Annotated in this window: 14 protein-coding genes and 2 tRNA genes; 3 read left to right on the plus strand and 13 right to left on the minus strand. The window is 55.5% G+C overall.

From position 1 onward, the window contains the following. Window positions 1–133: 133 nt before the first annotated feature. From BN3911_RS14495 to BN3911_RS14530, 8 genes are all read right to left on the minus strand, one after another. Window positions 134–1,384 carry a cation:proton antiporter gene (locus tag BN3911_RS14495; protein ID WP_066866863.1) on the minus strand — a complete coding sequence of 417 codons (1,251 nt, stop codon included), beginning with the start codon at window positions 1,382–1,384 and terminating at the stop codon, window positions 134–136. Then, complete coding sequence (locus tag BN3911_RS14500) at window positions 1,381–1,995, minus strand: TetR/AcrR family transcriptional regulator (RefSeq protein ID WP_066866865.1); 615 nt, start codon at window positions 1,993–1,995, stop codon at window positions 1,381–1,383. Before BN3911_RS14500 ends, BN3911_RS14495 begins: the two co-directional genes overlap by 4 nt. Window positions 1,996–2,440: 445 nt before the next feature. Further along, window positions 2,441–2,525, minus strand: a tRNA-Tyr gene (locus BN3911_RS14505). 64 nt (window positions 2,526–2,589) lie between these two features. Next, window positions 2,590–2,665: transfer RNA gene (locus BN3911_RS14510), tRNA-Thr, on the minus strand. 211 nt (window positions 2,666–2,876) lie between these two features. Next, window positions 2,877–3,734 (minus strand): inositol monophosphatase family protein, encoded by an 858-nt coding sequence (locus tag BN3911_RS14515; protein WP_242871136.1) that lies wholly within the window; start codon window positions 3,732–3,734, stop codon window positions 2,877–2,879. Window positions 3,735–3,933: 199 nt separating this feature from the next. Next, window positions 3,934–4,218 (minus strand): GNAT family N-acetyltransferase, encoded by a 285-nt coding sequence (locus tag BN3911_RS14520; protein ID WP_066866867.1) that lies wholly within the window; start codon window positions 4,216–4,218, stop codon window positions 3,934–3,936. A gap of 61 nt (window positions 4,219–4,279) precedes the next feature. Further along, window positions 4,280–5,587, minus strand: coding sequence for an MFS transporter (locus tag BN3911_RS14525; protein ID WP_066866869.1), 1,308 nt, complete (start codon window positions 5,585–5,587; stop codon window positions 4,280–4,282). 171 nt (window positions 5,588–5,758) lie between these two features. After that, a complete protein-coding gene (locus tag BN3911_RS14530) occupies window positions 5,759–6,289 on the minus strand; it encodes a TetR/AcrR family transcriptional regulator (RefSeq protein WP_066866871.1) in 531 nt (176 codons plus the stop codon). Window positions 6,290–6,417: 128 nt separating this feature from the next. Here BN3911_RS14530 and BN3911_RS14535 point away from each other — a divergent pair, with 128 nt between their 5' ends. From BN3911_RS14535 to BN3911_RS14545, 3 genes are all read left to right on the plus strand, one after another. Then, on the plus strand, window positions 6,418–6,789 hold the full coding sequence (locus tag BN3911_RS14535; protein ID WP_066866873.1) for a hypothetical protein: 372 nt from the start codon (window positions 6,418–6,420) through the stop codon (window positions 6,787–6,789). Between the two features lie 130 nt (window positions 6,790–6,919). After that, window positions 6,920–7,576 (plus strand): hypothetical protein, encoded by a 657-nt coding sequence (locus BN3911_RS14540; protein ID WP_242871137.1) that lies wholly within the window; start codon window positions 6,920–6,922, stop codon window positions 7,574–7,576. Further along, window positions 7,576–7,773: a hypothetical protein gene (locus tag BN3911_RS14545; protein ID WP_338086353.1), complete on the plus strand. Its 198-nt coding sequence runs from the start codon at window positions 7,576–7,578 to the stop codon at window positions 7,771–7,773. Before BN3911_RS14540 ends, BN3911_RS14545 begins: the two co-directional genes overlap by 1 nt. A gap of 238 nt (window positions 7,774–8,011) precedes the next feature. Here BN3911_RS14545 and BN3911_RS14550 read toward each other — a convergent pair whose 3' ends face one another. The 5 genes from BN3911_RS14550 to BN3911_RS14570 all read right to left on the minus strand — a co-directional run bounded on the left by BN3911_RS14550 (window position 8,012) and on the right by BN3911_RS14570 (window position 18,809). Next, window positions 8,012–9,976, minus strand: coding sequence for a glycoside hydrolase family 127 protein (locus tag BN3911_RS14550; RefSeq protein WP_066866880.1), 1,965 nt, complete (start codon window positions 9,974–9,976; stop codon window positions 8,012–8,014). A gap of 91 nt (window positions 9,977–10,067) precedes the next feature. Further along, window positions 10,068–12,077: a glycoside hydrolase family 31 protein gene (locus tag BN3911_RS14555; protein ID WP_066866882.1), complete on the minus strand. Its 2,010-nt coding sequence runs from the start codon at window positions 12,075–12,077 to the stop codon at window positions 10,068–10,070. Between the two features lie 99 nt (window positions 12,078–12,176). Further along, window positions 12,177–14,087 carry a glycoside hydrolase family 127 protein gene (locus BN3911_RS14560; protein WP_066866884.1) on the minus strand — a complete coding sequence of 637 codons (1,911 nt, stop codon included), beginning with the start codon at window positions 14,085–14,087 and terminating at the stop codon, window positions 12,177–12,179. 31 nt (window positions 14,088–14,118) lie between these two features. After that, complete coding sequence (locus tag BN3911_RS14565; RefSeq protein ID WP_066866886.1) at window positions 14,119–16,803, minus strand: DUF5695 domain-containing protein; 2,685 nt, start codon at window positions 16,801–16,803, stop codon at window positions 14,119–14,121. A 167-nt stretch (window positions 16,804–16,970) separates the two neighbouring features. Further along, the gene (locus BN3911_RS14570; protein WP_066866888.1) at window positions 16,971–18,809 is read right to left on the minus strand and encodes a type 2 periplasmic-binding domain-containing protein; all 1,839 of its coding nucleotides are present in this window, start codon (window positions 18,807–18,809) and stop codon (window positions 16,971–16,973) included. Window positions 18,810–18,880 lie beyond the last annotated feature (71 nt).

Consider the following 18,880-nt stretch of genomic DNA (forward strand, 5'->3'; position numbering starts at 1 on the left):
ATAATAAAAAGCAAGAATTATAAAAAACCGACATGTCAAAACATGTCGGTTTTGATAGGGGTGGATACTTTAGATGCGCATACACCGCGTCCATAAAATGTTGGCTACGGCAGTTTATCTATATACCTTTTCCTCAATTGGCAGATAAATCTTTTTCATTCTTTTCTTCCTCTTTATTAAATTCTCCTGCCCACTCAAAGCCCTTTTTGGCCGCGATAACAGCGATAATTTCGTTGATAACGGCTGCAGCAGCAATCGTACCCTGCATAATTTTCGCACACTCCGGAGCCGGACCGGTCAGCATCGAAACGGCAATGCCGGTAAAAACCAGCGATACGCCTGAATGGGGCAGCAGAGTGAATCCCAGGAAATTGCGTACGATTTTGGGGGATTTGGTGATGGATGCGCCGAAAAAAGCTCCAAAGTATTTTCCCAGGGCGCGGGAAACAATATAAATCGCTGTAAACAGGCCCGCACCCAGGATCAAATGGAAATCCAGCGGTGCGCCGAGATTTAGAATAACAATAACCATTGCTACACCCAGAATCGGGTTGAAGCCTTTCATGATTTGTTCCAGCCGTTTCTCTGATACCATATTGGAAAAAGTGGCGGAAAACGCCATGCCGATGAGCATGAAGTTGAGCACCGGACTGGGCAGCAGGCTATTACACAGGAATCCCACGCCGGAGGCAATGAGAATGGCAGCACAGAGCAAAGCCAGAGTCAGCGGCGTACCGCGTTCCTTTTTCAATACGACTCCCGCCAACAGGCCGGTGACCACGCCTATTACCAACGGTAAAATGACGATCAAAGGAATCATATAGGCCGGCAAATCCCCGGCGGATAGGTTTCCCGCCACAATCGCCATCGTGCTGAAAAAGACAATGCAGCCAACGATGTCATCCAGAGCCGCCATTGGAATCAGGGTAGAGGTGACCGGGCCTTTGGTCTTAAATTCCCGCACGATGGACAGAGCCGGCGCCGGGGCGGTAGCCAGTGCGATACCACCGAAAAGAAAGGCCAGATATAACGGGATATGAGAAAAATAAAACACCAGGCCGAACACCAGCGACACCAACAGAAACGTCCCTAAAGATTGGGTGAGAGTAGTAATGATGATAGAGCGTCCGGATTTTTTTATTTTTCTCCACACTAATTCGGTACCGATCATCAGACCAACAGCGCATTCCAGAACATGCATGATGCTTTGGTACCAGACGGCATTCAGCAATTCATTGTTCACCAGAGACAGCGCATGAGGACCCAGAATCATACCGGCAATCAGCCATCCCAGGATGGAGGGAAGCTTCCATTTTGAAATCATTTTTCCCGTTATAAATGCTAGGATAATCGCAACAAGCAATCGAAAAAGTAATAAAATCATTGTTTCGCGCCTCTTTCTGCTATGCCATACAACATGAAATCCAAAATTTTTGAAAGGCGATTTTCATGTTCCGACCCAAGAGCTTGAAAGTCCTTGCCAGAATAGGCTGGACTGCTGAAATAGCCATTGAACATTTCTTGCATAATCTCGTAATATTCCAGCGCATCTTTTTCGGTAATATCTTTCCGCAGTGTCATCTCAGCGAGGGCATTGCGGTAAATACATCGATTATATCGGTCAAAATTTTCCTTTCGCTTTTTTATCTCTGCTTTCAGTCCTGTTGGCGGCTGAAGCATAGCCTCGAAAAAAATCCCGGCATAACGAGGGAACTTCAAAAAATACCGAAATCGGCATTCCATATAGCGTTGCAGGTCCGTGCCAAAATCCTGTCCCTGCAGATATGCCGTCACCCCGTCGAAACAGCGTGATACGCAGGCTAAATACAGGTCGTCCTTTCCCGCAAAATTGTGATACAGCAGCCCTTTCGCTATGCCATATTCGCTGCAAATGGCTCCTATCGTGGCAGCCGAATATCCCTTTGTTCCAAATTCTGTTATCGCCGCTTGCAAAATGCGTTCTTTTGTACGGCAAGTTTTTTCTTCTTGTATCATGAATTCACCTTCAAATAAAATTGACCATTCGGTCTATATCAATATAACAATTATAGACTGAACAGTCAACATTTATTTTGTGATTTTTCTGACCGTACAGGATTATCCTTCCAATCAATGATGTACGCGCTTTTCGCATCCTCGCCACTCCCCTGCGCTTCAGGGATTTGAAATTAACCTGTTTTCAGGATTTGTCAATCCATCTATTTTTCTGCCGGAAACTTCCACACATCCGACAACGGGGAAAAGGGGTTAAAACGCAAAAAAGCGGGGCCTCCGACCTGAATAATCAGGCGGAGGCCCCGCATCTACTTGTGAAAGTCCTTTGTTTTGCCATTTTGTGAAAAAGGCATCTATGGAAAACTGTTTTTGGGCTCTAAAAAGCCCGCATACCCGCATGAAACCTAAGAAAAATAGGCCGGTCATCTATTATGACCGGCCCACTTGGTGGGGGAGAGTGGATTCGAACCACTGAAGTCGTCGACAACAGATTTACAGTCTGCCCCCTTTGGCCACTCGGGAACTCCCCCATAAACAATATGAAATTTTACACAAGACGTATCCGGCCTCATCAGCGGGCCGGACCGCCCGGTTTGGAGCTGGTGAACGGACTTGAACCCCTGACCTGCTGATTACAAATCAGCTGCTCTACCAACTGAGCTACACCAGCAAGTTTTTGACGCTTGATAATTATAGCCTGATCAATAAGAAAAGTCAACCCTTCTTTTCAAAATTTTCCGTCAAATTTCATTTTTCTTTTCAGTCCGTCGAAAAGCCTTCTCTTGCCCCGATACACTGCCTGACATATTGGGCCGGGCGGCGGCGCTCCGCTGTTTCGAAAGGGGGCGCCGTCTCCCCGGACAGAATACAGGCGTACCATTTTACTGGTTCAGCCCGTCCCCTGCAGAACGCCCGCCACTGCTCAGCCTCCTGATTTCCTCATACACCTCCGGATTCCCGGCCACTATGGGCTGCTGTTCCCGGAAAGAGAAACGATACGGCTCCAGGGTCCCAATCCTTCCGCCTGCTTCCTCCAGTATTACGGAGGCTGCCGCGTAGTCCCAGGGAGAAAGCTGTCCCTCATAAAAGCCGTCGCACCGGCCTGCGGCCACATAGCACAGGTCCAGCGCCGCGGAACCGGAACGCCGGATATCCCCACAGGAGAGGAAAATTTTTTGAACCACTGAAAAGGTTTCCGCCGCTTTTCCCCTGTCATAGGGCGAGGTGCCAAATACGATCAGCGCATCCTTCATCGCCGCCTGGGAGACCTGGATCGGCGCGCCGTTTAAGAACGCGCCTTCTCCCCGGACTGCGGCGAACAGCTCCTCCGTATAGGGGTTATACACCACACCCAGAACGCCTTCCCCATCCTTCACCAGGCCGATGGAGACGGCGGAATGGCGGTAGCCCCGCATGAAATTAGTGGTGCCGTCAATGGGGTCGATCACCCAGTTATACCCAGGCTCCAGCGCGTTCTGTTCCTGCTCCTCCGCAAAAAAATGAGCCTCCGGCAAAATTCCCGACAGTTTTCCGATGCAGTACTTCTGAGAGGCAAGATCCGCCTCTGTGACAAAATTTGAATGCCCTTCCTTGGTAAATACCTCCGGCTTCTTGATCGCCAGCACCAGTCCGCCAGCCCCTCTCGCCACATCCGCCGTCCTCTGCAGCAGCTCCGTAAACTCCATGCCCTGCTCCACGTCCTTCCTCATAACTTCTAACCAGATGTTGTTTTTTATCATACTCCAGAAATTCGCTTTCCGCAAGTGAAATACCGGTTAAATCAGTACCTGCACAAAAAACGAAAGGACCGCCCTGGAGGGACAGCCCTTTCGAAAAAGAGGAGGTAAGAGGAAGTTATGAAAAAGAAGTTTAGTCGTTTCCGACTGTCTACAGTCTACTCTGCCTCTGTGAAAATTTCCTGAACAAGCTATGACATTTTCAAGAATTTTGAAAAGAGGAAAGCAAGTCGGAATATTCCGGATGCTTTTCGAACCATTTCACCGCATAAGAACAGATGGGAACCGCCTTTTTCCCCTCTTTCCGCAGCCTTTGAGAAACCTCTTCCAGAAGCTTTCCCGCCACACCCTGTCCCCGCAGGGATTCATCTACAAAGGTGTGGTTGATTTGAGCGATTCCGTCTTTCTCGGGAAACGTGACCTCGGCCAGTAATTTCCCATCCTCCCCTACCGCATAAATGCGGCCTGTCTCCTGAACCCATTCCATCTGCCTGCACCGCCTTTTTCTTTTTATTTTACCCGAAATCAAAGGAAAAAGGAAGAGGCCCTCAGGAAAGTTCTTCTGCTGCCTGTACGGAAATTTTTCCGCTCCGCTCCTCCGGACCTGCAGCCTGCTCCCGTTTGCGCAGCAGCGCCAAAACCAGCAGCAGGGCCACGTTGACCGCCCCAAGGACTGCGCAGCCGCCAATCGCAATTCCATATCCGCCGAAAAAGTCATAGAGATAGCCGATCACGCTCAGGCCCAGCGCACCTCCGCAGCTGGTGAACACCGCCACAACGCCGTATACCGCATCATAACGCTCCGGCCCGAAGACAAAGCGAACCACCAGAGGCACCCCCACTGCAGCCACGGAATAGATTGTCCCATAGAAAAACGCGCAGACAAGAGGCAGCAGTGAGCCCCTTACCGGAAGCAGAGAAAGCGCAAGAAGAGCCCCGCAGTTGATTAAGGTCATAAGAGAACAGGAGCGAAACGGCCCAATGGCGTCGCTGAGCACCCCCAAAATCAGTTTGGACACGATGTTTCCCACCATAGAGGCCGACACCATAAGCGCCCCCACCGCCGCGCCGATGCCTGCATGCTCCGCATACCCGGGAAAATGCTGGCCCAAACCAGTGATACATGCACACAGCAGGGCAAACAGGATGGAGATGGGAAAAGCAGGAGACAAAAATCCGCTTTTGCCGGCGTTTTTCTTTTCCGACAGTCCGCTTTCAACGGCTTCCTCCTGCACGGACGCCGCAACCGCGCCATAAGGCAGCAGCCCTTTCCGGGAGGGCTTCAGGCACAGCACAGACAGCGCCCCGGGAAGCGCCAATACGGCGATGAAGGCCGCCATGACCAGAAAGGCAGTCCTCCACCCAACAGTCAGGAGCAGCTGCTGAAAAATCGGGGTAAACACTGCTCCGCCCAGCCCGCTGCAGCACATGGCGATCCCCACCGCCATACCGTGCTTCTTCTGAAACCAGTTCCCCAGCACTACCATCAAAGGCGTCAGCCCGTACAGCGCGCAGCCAACGCCGCGCAGGGCACCCAGCACATAAAACCAGGCGATGTGGTCTGCCAGTGCCATCAGCCCGGTAGACAGGGAGGCCAGCACGATCCCTGCCGCCAAGACCAGCTTCAGGCTGCAGCGGCGCAGCAGCGCCACCGCCAGAGGGCAGCACAGCCCGGCCGCCAGCTGGGAAATCGTGGCGTGCAGGGCAAAATCCCCTCGCCCCACTCCCAGAGCTTCCGAGACCGGGGTGTAAAATACTCCCAGGGAATTACAGCAGATACCGATAGAACTGATCGCCAGGCCGCAGCAGGCAGCCAGCACCAGCCAGTGATACTTTTCCTTTAAGTTGACAGCCATTCCGTTCTTTCCTTTCTCAGCCCATTTTTCTTTCTTCCAATTATTTCATTTCGGCCTTTCCCCTGTCAACGGCTCTCAGGGCTTTGAACGGGATAGCGATAAAACAAATCCGGATTCCGGTATTGCAGGCATAAAAAACGCCCGGCACAAAGTACGGGCAGGATAAGGGTATTAAAAGGATACGCGTCCTTGATATTCGGCACGGATTATTTCGTCCATTTCTTCCGGCGTCTCTTGACAGCCGCCCGCAAGCCACTTTTTCACAATTGCATTAAAGCCGCTTCTGAAAAATTCAATGTGGTATTCAATATGCCGATTATCAAAATCCCGCTTTGCCTGGTGAATGTCATAATACTTGAGCTGGAACTGATTATCATACCCAAGCTTAAAGTAGGTGCGGTAAAACAGTTGATTTTCCTTGATATGGCGAAACAGTTTTAAAAAGTTGTTGCTGTTAAACTTTTGCGTTGTTTCTGCTTCATAAAGTAAATCTACTTCTTTTTCCAAACCCTCTCTGACTTTGTCTGCAAGCTCATAAATATCTGCATAGTTCGCATAAAAGGTGCTGCGGTTCAATCCGCACTGTTTGCAGATATCCGAAACGGTTATCTCGTGAAGTTCCTTTTTTTGCAGCAATTCAATAAAAACCCTTTCTATCCGTTCCGTGGATTCCCGCCGCCGCCGATTGTTTTTGGTGTTCATACTATCCCTCTTCTATTATTCCAACACATGTGTGCAGATTGATGATTGTTTCCGCTCTCTGCTTCCATTATACTGGATTTACAAAAAAACAACAACTGTTGCTTTAATAATTCAGGGAGGTATTTCAAATGAAAAAAAGCAGTTTTGTCGCCATGGTATTGGGAACGGTCAGCGGAGTTTTCTTCGCGCTTGGGATGTGTATGGCGTTGATCGCTGAATGGGGAGCATTTCGGCCGGGAATCGTATTCGGATGTGTGGGGCTTCTCCTTGGGATTGTCACCCTGATTGTATGGCGGAAAATGGAGCGTAAAGCGCCCATTCAGTTCTCGGGGAAAACCATCCTTATGGTTATCGTCGGGGTTGCCGGTGCTTTAGCTTTGGGCGTTGGAATGTGTTTCAGCATGGTTTGGGAAAATATGATTCTGGGAATTGTGATTGGAGTGATTGGTATTGCCGTCCTGCTCTGCTTGATACCCTTGGCAAAAGGTATTCGGGAATGAGTCATGATATCTTTTCTGTCTCTGGCACAGGGACCATTTCAGTTGAATTGTTCCGCATAAAAAACGGCGGCCGATCCATACCGCGCCCTTTCATAATCGGGTTTAACCAATGGGAATAAAGCAAAGAGCTTTGGATAAATTGGAAACCTCAAAAATCGCAAAACGTTTTGTGCGGGAATCGCGATACAGAATTGTAGCAACCGCGGCTTTGAGCTTCTCCGCCAATTTGCTGTATGCACTCTATCATGGTGCGCTCGGCATGGCCAATCAGTCGCTCTGGTTTATTTCTATGTGCGCCTACTATACCATTTTAAGCGCCATGCGCTTTTCAGCCGTTTTATGCGGACGGAAAAGTAACTCTGCCGCTCCTGTTGACACAGAATATTTCGTAATGAAGCTGTCCGGCATACTGCTTGCTGTGTTGAGTTTTGTTTTAACAGGCGCCATTTACCTGAGTTGGGCAGAAAATATCGTGACAGAACATGATTCCGTGATGATGATTACCATTGCCGCCTACACGTTCTACAAAATCACAATGGCAATCATCCGGGCAGTGAAGCAGAGGAAAAATTCCTCGCCATTGCTTGCAACGATTCGCAGGATCGGCTATGCGGATGCAGCTGTGTCTGTTTTAATCCTGCAGCGCTCTATGCTTGCTTCTTTTGGAAACATAAATGATTTCAGCGCACGTACGATGAATATTTTAATCGGGGCTGCTGTCTGCCTATTTGTATGGATGCTTGGCGTGACAAGCACAAGGAAAGGAATAAAAAAGAAAGGTGTGTAATGATGGCAAACTCTAAAATGGTAAGGGCAAATGAAAAGATTGCCGGGAAAATCGTCGGAACATTTGGAAAAATAGAGAAAAGCGTTGTTGGAGGTTATACCAAAATAGAGGACGCTTTTGTTGACCGTTACCTTGCCAAAGACGGTGAAACCATTGAAGAAGCGAAGAAAAGACTGCGAAAGGACAAGGAACTATAAAGGCCATTATGCTGTAAATCTGGTATACCGCCTTCGACATCCAGCACGAACAGCAACTTTGAAGATATCAGATAGAGATAACCCACAGCTAACGTAAACACGGCGCCCCTTTTGCAGGGGACTCCGTGTTTGTATCTGTCTGCCAAAAATGCGTCCGACAACGAGGCTGGAAAGCCGGGTAGCCAGACCTTTTTTCACAGCCTTGTCATGCCTTCGCGAAACCGGAGGCCCTCCTTTGTCATAACCCTGTTCGTATCTCCGGAAAAAACACCCGCATTTCTCCCTCTTCCCGGTTGGCCCAGGTATAATAGGGGACCAGCTTCAGCTGCATCTTCTCCCAGGCGGGCGGCCCGGCACGGTATAGAGGGCCTTCCTGCAGCATTGCCCGCCTCGCCTCCGCCGTCACGGTGTAAACGCCGCCCAGCAGGTCTTCTTCCCAGTGCTCCTCCAGTACAGAGGAATCCGGCAGGAGGATCCTCGACAGCAGCTCCCCATTGTCCGCCTGCTCTGCACAGTACAGAAGCGGACCGCGCATAACGGCCGTCTGATGGGCAAGGTGGTAAGCCCGGGGATCCGCATAGACCCTGTGGCAGGGCATTTCCAGTTCCAGAACCGCGCAGTCTCCCGGCTGCCAGCTGCGTTCCAGCGCTGCGAAGCCCTTTTCTGCTGCGGCGGGCGTCCTTTCTCCGTTTAACAGGAGCCTCCATTCCCGGCACCAGGCTGGAATCCGCAGCCGCAGCGTGAACCGGGCGGAATCCAGCACAGTGATCCGAATCCTTCCCTCCCGGGGATATTCCGTTACCATTTCCATGCGTACCGGCCCGGAATCCAGCGGCAGCGTACAGCGCAGGCCCGTATACAGATTCACCCAGGCTTCCTGCCTGCCGGAAAGGACGGCAAATCGTCCCAGCTCTCCCAGAAGCCGCGCCACATTGGGCGGGCAGCAGGGGCAGTCGTCCCACTCATAGCGCCTAGCCTGAATGTGGATTTTATCGTAGCGGTAAAGGGAATGAGGCCAGACCTCCAACGGGTTGCAGTAAAAATAATGCCGGCCATCCAGAGAAGTTCCCGCCAGTACCGTGTTGTACAGCGACAGCTCCATCTGGTCGCCGTAAGCGCCGTCCGGCTCCAGGCGCATCATCCTGTGGCCGAACAGGAAAAGGCCGATGGCGGCGCAGGTCTCATTGTAGGAGTAGTCCGGCGGCAGGTCGTAAGCCCTGCCGATGCCTTCCCAGAACCCATCCTGTCCGATAGAACCGTTGAGCGCTACATTTCCCTGTTCAAAGCCTTGCCACAGGCTGCGGCAGGCCTCCATAAGCTCCTCATCGCCCGTCTCCATTGCCAGGTCCGCCATGCCGCAGTAAAAATAGGTTGCCCGCACGGCGTGCCCGGTGGGCTTCCGAAGCTGCCTGGCGGGAAGATGGGCCTGAAAATACTCGTAATTTCCCCAATAGGGACGGTGTCGGTCTGCCCAGCGGGAAAGCTCCCCCAGCACGGGCTTTCCGAATTTTTCCCGGTTCCGCTGCTGCTCCCAATCGAAATAATGGGGATGCTCCGGTCCGGAGCGGCCCCGCTCTTCCACAAAGAAGCGCAGGCACTCCAGATACTTTTTCTCCCCTGTACAGCCATACAGCCGGTAAAGCGCCAGTTCCACCTCAGGGTGCCCGTCGTAGCCTCGGATTTTTCCCGGTTCCGTTCCGAACCACTGGCACAGGCAGTCGCCGATCCCTCTGGCGCAGCGGAGGGCCTGTTCGTTCCCCAGCGCCTCATAGCAGGCAAGCAGCCCCTCCATGTAGTGGCCCAGAGTGTACATTTCATGGGACATGAGCAGGGAGAGGAACCTGTCCGAAGGGCGGGACGCCTGCATAATGGGATGCAGGTAACCATCCGCGTACTGGGCCTGTTCCAGCAGTCCGATCAGTTCTTCCAGCTTTCTTTTCAGCGCCGGGTCTTCCCGCAGAAGCAGGGCATAGGCCGTCGCTTCCAGCAGCTTGCCCACATCCGTGGGCCGTCCCGGCTCCGTGCGTTCCGGCACCCGGTAACCGGCAGCGCGCCGGATCATGTCCAGCGCGCCCCCTTGCTCCAGGATTTCTATCTGGTAAGGAAGCATTTCCTCCACCAGAAGCTGCTGATATTCCTGCAGCATCCCCCCTGTAAGCGCTGCGGCGCTCAGCGGAAGCTCTTTCAAAACCTCCCTTTTCATGTTCCTCATCCTTTCCCGTGAAGATATGATATTTTATTGATGATACGGCCGTTCGGCATGCCTCCGGCCGGTCCTCCGCCGGCAGAACAAATCAGATTTTCCCGATCCACTCGCTGTGGGCGCCGTCCCGCAAAAAGACGGGAATGCTCTCAAGAGGTGCGTTTACCTCCACAGTCTGCCCGCCCGAATAGGAATCCCCATTATGAAGGGAGACCCAGCGGGCGCCCTCCGGCAGATACACCTTCCGGCTCACCGCCCCGGGAGAGGTCACCGGAGCCACCAGCAGATCCGGACCGAAGCAGTACTGATCCTCCGTTTCCCAGCATTTGAGATCCTCCGGGAATTCGTAGAACATGGCCCGCATGACGGGCGTGCCCTTTTCATGGGCTTCCCGCATCACCTTGCGGAGATAAGGGCGCATGGTTTCCCGGAAGAAGACGTAACGCTTGAGGATTTCATAAACCGGTTCCCCGAAGCTCCAAATCTCATTGTCCGCGCCGGTGTGCATGGTGGGGGTCCCGTCCTTCCGGTAAATCATTCTGGCGGGCATCCTGTCGCCATGCAGGCGCATCACCGGACAGAAAGCGCCGAACTGAAACCAGCGCACCAGCAATTCCCGGAAGCCTGGGTCCTGTGGGTCGCCGTCGGAAAAACCACCGATATCCGTGGTCCACCAGGGAATTCCAGCCAGGGAAATGTTAATTCCCGCGCAGATCTGCCGCCGGAAATCGGTCCAGGTGCTGTAAATGTCGCCCGACCAGACCAGAGCGCCATAGCGCTGACTGCCGGCCCAGGCACAGCGTACCAGGTTGACGATGTTCTCCTGCCCTTCCCGCTGCATGCCCTCGTAGAAGCCCCTGGAATACAGCTGGGGATAGAGGTTGCTCACACGCTGAGCAGGCCCCAGCTCATACCGGTAGTTGTCAAAATCGAACACCCCGTATTCCGGCTCAGCCTCGTCCAGCCAGAAGATGCGCACGCCTTTGTCATAATAGCTCTGCTTGCATTTTTGCCAGACATACTCTCTGGCCCGGGGATTTGTGGCGTCGAAAAAGACGCTGTCCTCCGGGAACTGCATGCATACCTGGGCCCCCCGTTCCACCCGGACCAGCAGGCCAAGCTGGCGCATCTCTTCATAGTTTTCACTGGTCAGGGCGATCTGCGGCCATACGGAAACCATCAGCCGTATCCCCATCTCCTGCAGTTCCTTCACCATGGCCCGGGGGTCGGGAAAGAACTCCTCCTCAAAGCGGAAATCCCCCATTTTGGGCCAGTGGAAAAAGTCCAGCACAATCACGTCCAGGGGGATGCCCCGGCGCTTGTACTCCCGGGCCACCTCCAGAAGCTGCTCCTGGTTCCAGTAGCGCAGGCGGCACTGCCAGAAACCCAGGCCGTATTCCGGCATCATGGGTGCGGTGCCCACCACCGAGGCATAGGCCTCTTCAATCTCCGCGGGGGTATCTCCCGCTGTGATCCAGTAATCCATCTGCTCTGAAGCCTCTGCCTGCCACTGGGTGAAATTCTTTCCGAACACCGCTTTCCCCACCGCCGGGTTGTGCCAGAGGAACCCATATCCCCGGCTGGAAAGCAGGAAGGGGACGCTGGCCTGGGTGTTCCGCTGGGAAAGCTCGACAATGCTGTGCTTCAAATCCAGATATTCCTGCTGGTACTGCCCCATGCCGAACAGCTTCTCGTCGGCGGGAGCCTCAAAATTCACCTCCAGGCGGTGGTCCCCGCCTGGAAGCGGGGTAAAGCTTCGTACAAATTTCTTCAGCCCGCCGTAGTGATAGGCCTCCTCCAACAGAAGTTTCCCGGTGTGATTATAAAAATGGATTCTGCAATTGTGGAACCACTCGTCATAGTCCAGCTCCGCACGGAGTTTTCCATTGCTGATAAAGGCCTTCTGTTCTCCTGCCTCTATCTGCACTTCAGACGGCTCCGGCGGCTCCGGAAGCAGGGCGTAGTGGGAGGGGATCACCTCTCCCTTCATGCGGGACCTCACCCGCAGGCTGTTCCTCCCCCAGGGCTCCAACACCAGCACCTCGCCGTTGCCCCGCCAGACCAGCCTTCCCTCTTCTTCAAAAAAGCGTTTCTTGCCCATTTTACAGATCTTTCCTTTCCTGCGCCGGCTGTGCTTTGCCGCAGTCCGGCGCTGTGCTTCCTGCTCAGCCTGCGTGCGAAGAGCCAGAGGGAGCCTCCCTTACCGTGCGTTCATCCACACCAGCATCTCTCCAACCCCACGGTTGTTCCACAGGAAATAGGGAATCAGACGCAGGGAAGCCTGTTTTCTGGCGCTGCCCGCAGGGCGGTACAGAGTGTCTTCCGGCCATTCGCCGTAGTCGGAACGGCTGCCCTCCGCCGTCAGCGCCACGATGCCGCCGAAGGAATCCTCCCGTTCAGCCCTGGGCTGTTGGGAGAGGTCCGCAATAAAGTCGTTTAAGAGCGTTCCGTTGTCCGCCTCTTCTGCGCAGTAGACCAGCGGTCCCCGGCAGACCGCCGCACGTCCGCAGTCCTCGGTCACCCTGGGGTTTGCCTGCACGTACTGGGCGGGCATGTCAAAGCTCACCTGGAAACAGTCGCCCTCCGCCGGGGTGAGATGGGCATACCCCTTTTCCACAGAGAACTCCGCCTTTTCCCCGTTCCTGCGGATGCAGAAATTTTCCGCATAGGCGGGAATGCGCAGGAACAGGCTGACACCCGCAGGCCCCTGATAGGTGATCTCCGCCCTGCCCTCCCAGGGCATCTCGGAGACGCAGCACAGCGAGGCTTCCCCCTTCGACGTGCGCAAGCTCGCACTGTTGCCCAAATACAGATGCTGATAAACCGCATCCTCCCGCTGGGTATAGACGTAACCGCCCAGACCGCAGAGGGTACGGATCACATTGGGCGGGCAGCAGGCGCAGCCGAACCACTTCACCCGCTCCGGCTCCACAGACTCATGATCCCTGCGGTAGCGGGCCACGTCCGGCTTGAGCATCAGGGGGTTCACGTAGAAATAATGCTCTCCGTCCTCCGAGATGCCGCTGAGCACATTGTTGTAAAGGGCGCGCTCCATCACATCTGCATAGCTGGAATCCGGATTCAGCTTCAGCATGCGCAGCGCCCACATGGCAAGGCCGATGGCGGCGCAGGTCTCCGTATAGCAGGTGTCGTTGGGCAGATCGTAATCCAGGGTGAAACGCTCCCCGTCCCCCTGAGAACCCACGCCTCCCGTGAGGTACATCCGCCTTCCCGTCACATTGGTCCAAAGGGCCTCCAGCGCCTGCCGGAGGGTGGGATCCCCCTTCTCCAGAGCCACGTCGGCAGCTCCGGTGTAGAAGTACATAGCCCGCACCGCATGGCCCTCCGCCGCCTTCTGGTCCCGGATTTTCGCATGCGCCTGGTGGTAATCCGCCCCTAGCCATTTTTCCTTCCCACTGAGCTCCAGGAACCGTTCCTCTTCCAGGAATCCCGGGCGGGAACCGCGATTTTCCACAAAGTAATCGGCCAGCTCATAATATTTCCTGTCGCCCGTAGCCCGGTAGGCCTTCATCAGCGCCAGCTCGATCTCCTCATGGCCTGGATAGGAGTTGAGCTTTCCCTCCTCCGTACCGAATACAGAGCGGATCAGCTCCACATTCTTCTCCATCACCTTGAGGAGCCTGCCGTCTCCAGTGACGGCATGGTACGCCACTGCGGCCTCCAGCATATGTCCTGCACAGTAGAGCTCATGGCCATGGGCGATCTCCTGCCACTTTTTGTCCGGCTTTTTCAGCATATAATGGGTGTCCAGATAGCCGTCGGCCTCCTGGGCCTTTTCCAGAATGCCGATCACCTCGTCCAGGGCGGCCCGGATTTCAGGGCTGTCCTCATAGATCAGACTGTAGGAGGCAGCTTCAATCCACTTGGCTACGTCGCTGTCCTGGAACTGGTAGCCGTAAAACTCGCCCTCCTCCATGCCGGCTGCAATTTTAAAATTCTTCACCGCGTGGCTGGGAGCCGCGCCCGGCTCCCGGTCGTTGAGCACCCGCCACTGGTAAGGCACCACATTTTCCACCGCGTTCCGGATTCTCTTGTTCCAGAAGCCGTCGTCCACTTTGATCTGTTTGATATCAATTTCCACCGTTTTCATTTTCACATTGTCCTCTCCGTATCATCCAAATTTACACAACCGGAAAACGCAGCACCACACTGTGCGCTTCTCCGCAGGGAAGCCGCAGCTCCGCCTTCCCTCTCTCTTCCAAGGCTGACTGCCCCCCGCAGGAGAGAGACCAGCCGGAAAGCCCCGCTGCCTCCACCGACAGCCCGGCGCTCTCCCCCTTCAGGCCCCTCAGGTCCACTGTGCAGGCCAGCTCTTTCCTCTCCGGGTCGCAGAGTACCTCCGTCAGCCTTCCGGAGGCCAGCAGCAGGTGCAGCCTGCCCTCCGGCCCCACATAGTGGAATCGCCTGTTTACGCCGTCCTGCGGGAGGACGGAAATCCCCTCCCCTCTGCTGAGCGTCCCTCCGTAGCAGACCGTCCCGAACAGGGGATCCCGCGCCAGGATCGTCGCGGCCCCCCGCAGGTAGCCGCAGAAGCCCAGGTCGATTTCACAGGAATAGTACCAGGGCCCGCCGTGGTGAGGCTGATCCAGCCAGGTGCTGCCGAAGGGCTGGGGCTCGTACCCGCCGGACGCCGCGCCGTCGTGCTCCTTCCCCGGGAACCAATAGCCGTAGCCTGTCTCCTTCCGGCCCGCGTTGAGCAGGGACCAGGAGCTGAGCAGGGACCCGTAGCCCAGCCGCAGCAGAGAATAGGGATCCGGGGCGAACCGGAGGGCATAGTCCAAAATGGCCCAGCCCCCCATCTGGGACATATAACTCAGGGTGTATCGGGTGTTGGAGCCCCGGTAATCACTGCCGTACCAGTAATAGGCAGGCTCCAGCTCCCCACGACAGGCCAAATTGCAGCGCATCTGGGTCTCCAGAAAATCCTGAGCCTTGCTGAGGCTGAGCGGCGGGTCGAAATAGGCCTCCCGTTCCTCCTCCTCGGCCAGCTCCATGGCCCGGCGGGCCAGAGCCTCTGTGGATTCAAAACCCGTGGTGTCGAAGGGATACTCCGATCCGAACACGTCGGTGCATTCCAGGGCGAAATACCGCACCTTGCGGACCCAATGCCGCCAAAGCCGGCGCAGCTCCTCCTCCATTCCTTCTTCCTTCAGGGCCCGAAGCACGTCCTCGATCACCAGCTCATTGTAGAGCCCCGTACGATAGGCGGACCAGCCGTCCAGCTCCAGAGGAATGGTAAACATGGCGTCAGCCGTGCGCGCCGCCCGGTACAGATAGACTCCGGCTTCTTGAGAGAGGGGCATATCCGGGTAATCCCTGGCAATGCGGTACAGGCTGTAATACAGAAGCACGATGTGGGGATAGTCGTAGATCCGCCAGATGTGCAGCTTTCCCTTCAGGTCCGGGTCTTCGCTCTCCCGGTTCTGCTTCCAGTCTGGAATCCCGTAGAGGGCGAAGGGGTATTCCTCCTTCTCCGTGCGCTGCAGGCCGCCCCAGACGAAGTGCTCCACATAGAGGTCCAGCGCCTTTACCTGCTCCTTTTCCGGCCGTTCCGCAAGCTTTGCAGCCAGGAAAGCAGGCTTGCCCAGCCCCGGATCGTCGCAGGAAACCTCGTAGATCCGCCAGCCGCCGATGCGGTCGTAATTGTCCGGGCCCAGCAGCACGCCGGTCTCATTGTTCCACTCCGAAATAAGCCCGTAATACCATTTTTCCGGATCCCGGTGCTGACATTTTGCCAGGAACGCGGCCCGCTTTTCCAACAGCTCCTCTGGCTGGAGGGTGGCAAAAAAGGTGACGGTCATATACCTGTCCCCCGCAAAGCGGACCGTCAGCGGAATTTCCCCAAGCCTTGTCAGCCGCAGCCGCACAATACGCCTTTCCCCCCGCTGCTCCTCGGAGAGCAACTGCATCCCTTCTGCCGGACAGAGCCGCAGATCCTCCCAACAGCTGGTAAGCGCCAGGGAAATCTCCTGTCCCTGGGGGACCGTCAGTCCGGGCAGCACCTCCACGTCCACCAGGCCCCGGCGGGCCAGCAGGCGGCGGGCATCCTGCCGGCTGTCCGTGAACTCCCAGCGAAAGCAGAACCGCTCCCCCTCCCCCGGATTCAGCTGTTTTTCCGTGCCGGGAAGCCGGGGCGTGTGACCTTTGGCCTCTGCCTCCCGCCGCACGCCTGTGGAATGGGCATAGGCGGTAAAGGCAGTCTCCTTCTTTCTGTCGCCGCCGTCGCTTACCGCGTAGGCGGGTGTTTCCTGAAAATATTCCAGCTGCGTACCGTCTTGGGGCAGCACCGCCAAAAGCGGCCCCTTTCCGTCACAGCGTTCAAACAGCAGGTGAGAACCGTGGCCCGACACAAAATGATGCCCTATCACCTTGCCTCCCGCATTCTCTCCCCAGTGGAAATCCGAATTACAGGGAAACGAAAATCCCGCGTCTGTGAGAAGCAGCGGGCGGACGCCGCAGTTTTCCACAAGCAGCTCGTAGAGCAGGGCGTCCTCCTGCAAGGTATAGACCGCCTTCATCTTGAGCGCGGCGGCCTCCGCCGTCCATGCGGCCTCATACTTTACTGAGAGGGGCTCCCTGACATAGCGTTCCTCCTGCGGAACAGTTTCCGGGGTAAGGCTGAAGCCGCCCGGTTCCCCGTCCTGCACCCAGCCCAGCTGGAACCTGCCGAAAGCTTCCCCAGGCAATATGTATTGGGTGCCCGCTTCCCCCGGCGCAGACGGCCCTGGGAGCAGGGACTGCAGCAGGCCGTTTTTTGCCTTGATCCGAAAGGCACGGCTGCAAAGCTGGTATGTCTTTTGTTCCATAAACTTATCCTCCCTTTTTCTGCGGGCAGAGTTCCTGCCCTCTCTTCCAATACGGACAGGGTCGAGCCGGCAAAAACAGGGGCCCGCGCCACACGGGGAAACCGGTGGCGCGGGCCCCTGATCAAATCGGCGCCGAACCTATCAAATTTCGGCAGCGGGCCGCCCGATTACTCGGCTGCGGCTGTGCCCTCAAACTTTGCCTTGTTCTTATTCAGAGACTCCTGCTGATAAGCTACCAGATCATCCAGGCCAATGGCATGGAGATCCTTGCCCATCTGCTCGAAGAGCTGTACGCACTCTTCCTCCGTATTCGCGGTGATCACTTTTACCCAGGCGCTGGCGAGATGATCCGCCACATCCTGATTGATGATCTTTTCCGGAGAATCCGCGGGGAAGGAAATGGTCCACAGAGTCTGATCCCAGAGGTACGCCTTGGAGGTCTCCGCATTCAGCTTGTTGACAATCTGTCCGGCCTCCAGCTTGGATTCATCCATCTCCTCATAATTGGGGATCAAGTCCCAGGCATTGACCTGCACCACAGGGGACGCCCAACCTTCGCCGGGATTGTCCTTGCGGTTCTCAGGGGTGTAGCCGGGCGCCATCATCCAGTAGTTGAAGTTGCCCATATCCTCTTCCCAGTTGCCCCACATAAAGGAGGTGTCGCCTTCCTTGCCGTACCAGTACCAGTCGTTCATCTTGCAGTTGTCATCCTCGTCGATGCTCCAGGGACGATCCTCTCCCTCGGGACCCATGGTGGTAAAGGCCACGCCCTTGGGGGTCTCCTCCCAGTTCCAGTAGAGCATGACGCCCTCAGGGTTCTGACATTTGTCGGTGATGATGCAGCGGGTGGTGCGGATGAAGTTGTCGGAGATCAGCGCCGGGGTGGCGTCGCTCTCTTCAAAGGTGACGCACTGCATGCGCTTGTCAATGGTCCAGTCATCCTCGGTGGTCTGCCAAATCTGATGGCCGCCCACGTAGCTGTGCCACCAGGTGCCGATGTTGCCCACCACGCGCTCGTTGGACATGAAGGCCAGCGCGGAGTCGTAGTCCTTGGTCTGGAAGTCGGGATCGATCAGGCCGTCCCGCCAGAACTGGTTGATATATTTGGCCACCTTCAGGCCCTCTTCGGTATCCACCCAATAGGTGATGGTGCCATCGTCGTTTTCCTTATAATAATGGGTGATGCTGCCGCCGCTGGTGTTGGTGCCGCCGCTGACGCCGTACAGGCCCAGGTAGGCAAGGGGCGTCTTGTAGAATTCCTCACCCTTCTCACTGAAAGCGGTGATGCCGTAAGTTTTCTCACCCGCCTCGTTGGTGGGGTTGAGCTCCACCAGCTTTTTCACCGTCTGGTAATAGCTTTCAAAGCTGTCGTACATGGGAAGCCCGGCTTCCTGCAGCATATCGTAACGGATGGCAAAATCCCTGCCCATCACGTCGGTGGTATGTCCCCAGGAGTGGGCCAGCTTGTAGAGCTTTCCCTCGTCGTCCTTCAGCAGGTTCAGGTAATCGCCGAAGCCGTCGATGATATTCTGGCCGTACTGCTCCAGATAAGGGGTCAGCTCCTGGGCGCGTCCCTGGTCGATGAAGGTCTCCGCCATCGCATCCGGCATGCCGGAGATTACGTCGGGATACTCGTCGCCCGCCAGCATCAGGTTCAGACGCTCTGTGGGGTCCTGCTTGTAAACTATGCGCTCGATCTCCACATTGAACTCGTCTTTCAGCACGGAGGCCACCTGCGCCATACGCTCGTTCTCTTCCTCCTGGCCCAGGGTGTCGTCATCCGCGTAGAAATAGGAGAACTTCAGGGTCTCCTTGGGAACGTCCCAGCCGTACTTGTTGATCTCCCCGGTCAGTTCCACGCCGGAGGAAACCGTTGAAGAGGTCCCGCTGGAATCCCCGCCCTGCGTCCCGCTCGCGGAAGAGCTTCCGGAATTGGTGCAGGCTGCCGCCGAGAGCGCCAAAGCCGCCGCCATGGCCGCCGACAAAATTCGTTTCATCTTGCTCACAATGATTCATCCTTTCTGTTTGTTTCAGTAATCGTCCGGGCCGAGGCCCGGAACAAAGAGCATCGCTGGTA

Source organism: Neglectibacter timonensis, from assembly GCF_900048895.1.
Classification (GTDB): domain Bacteria; phylum Bacillota; class Clostridia; order Oscillospirales; family Acutalibacteraceae; genus Acutalibacter; species Acutalibacter timonensis.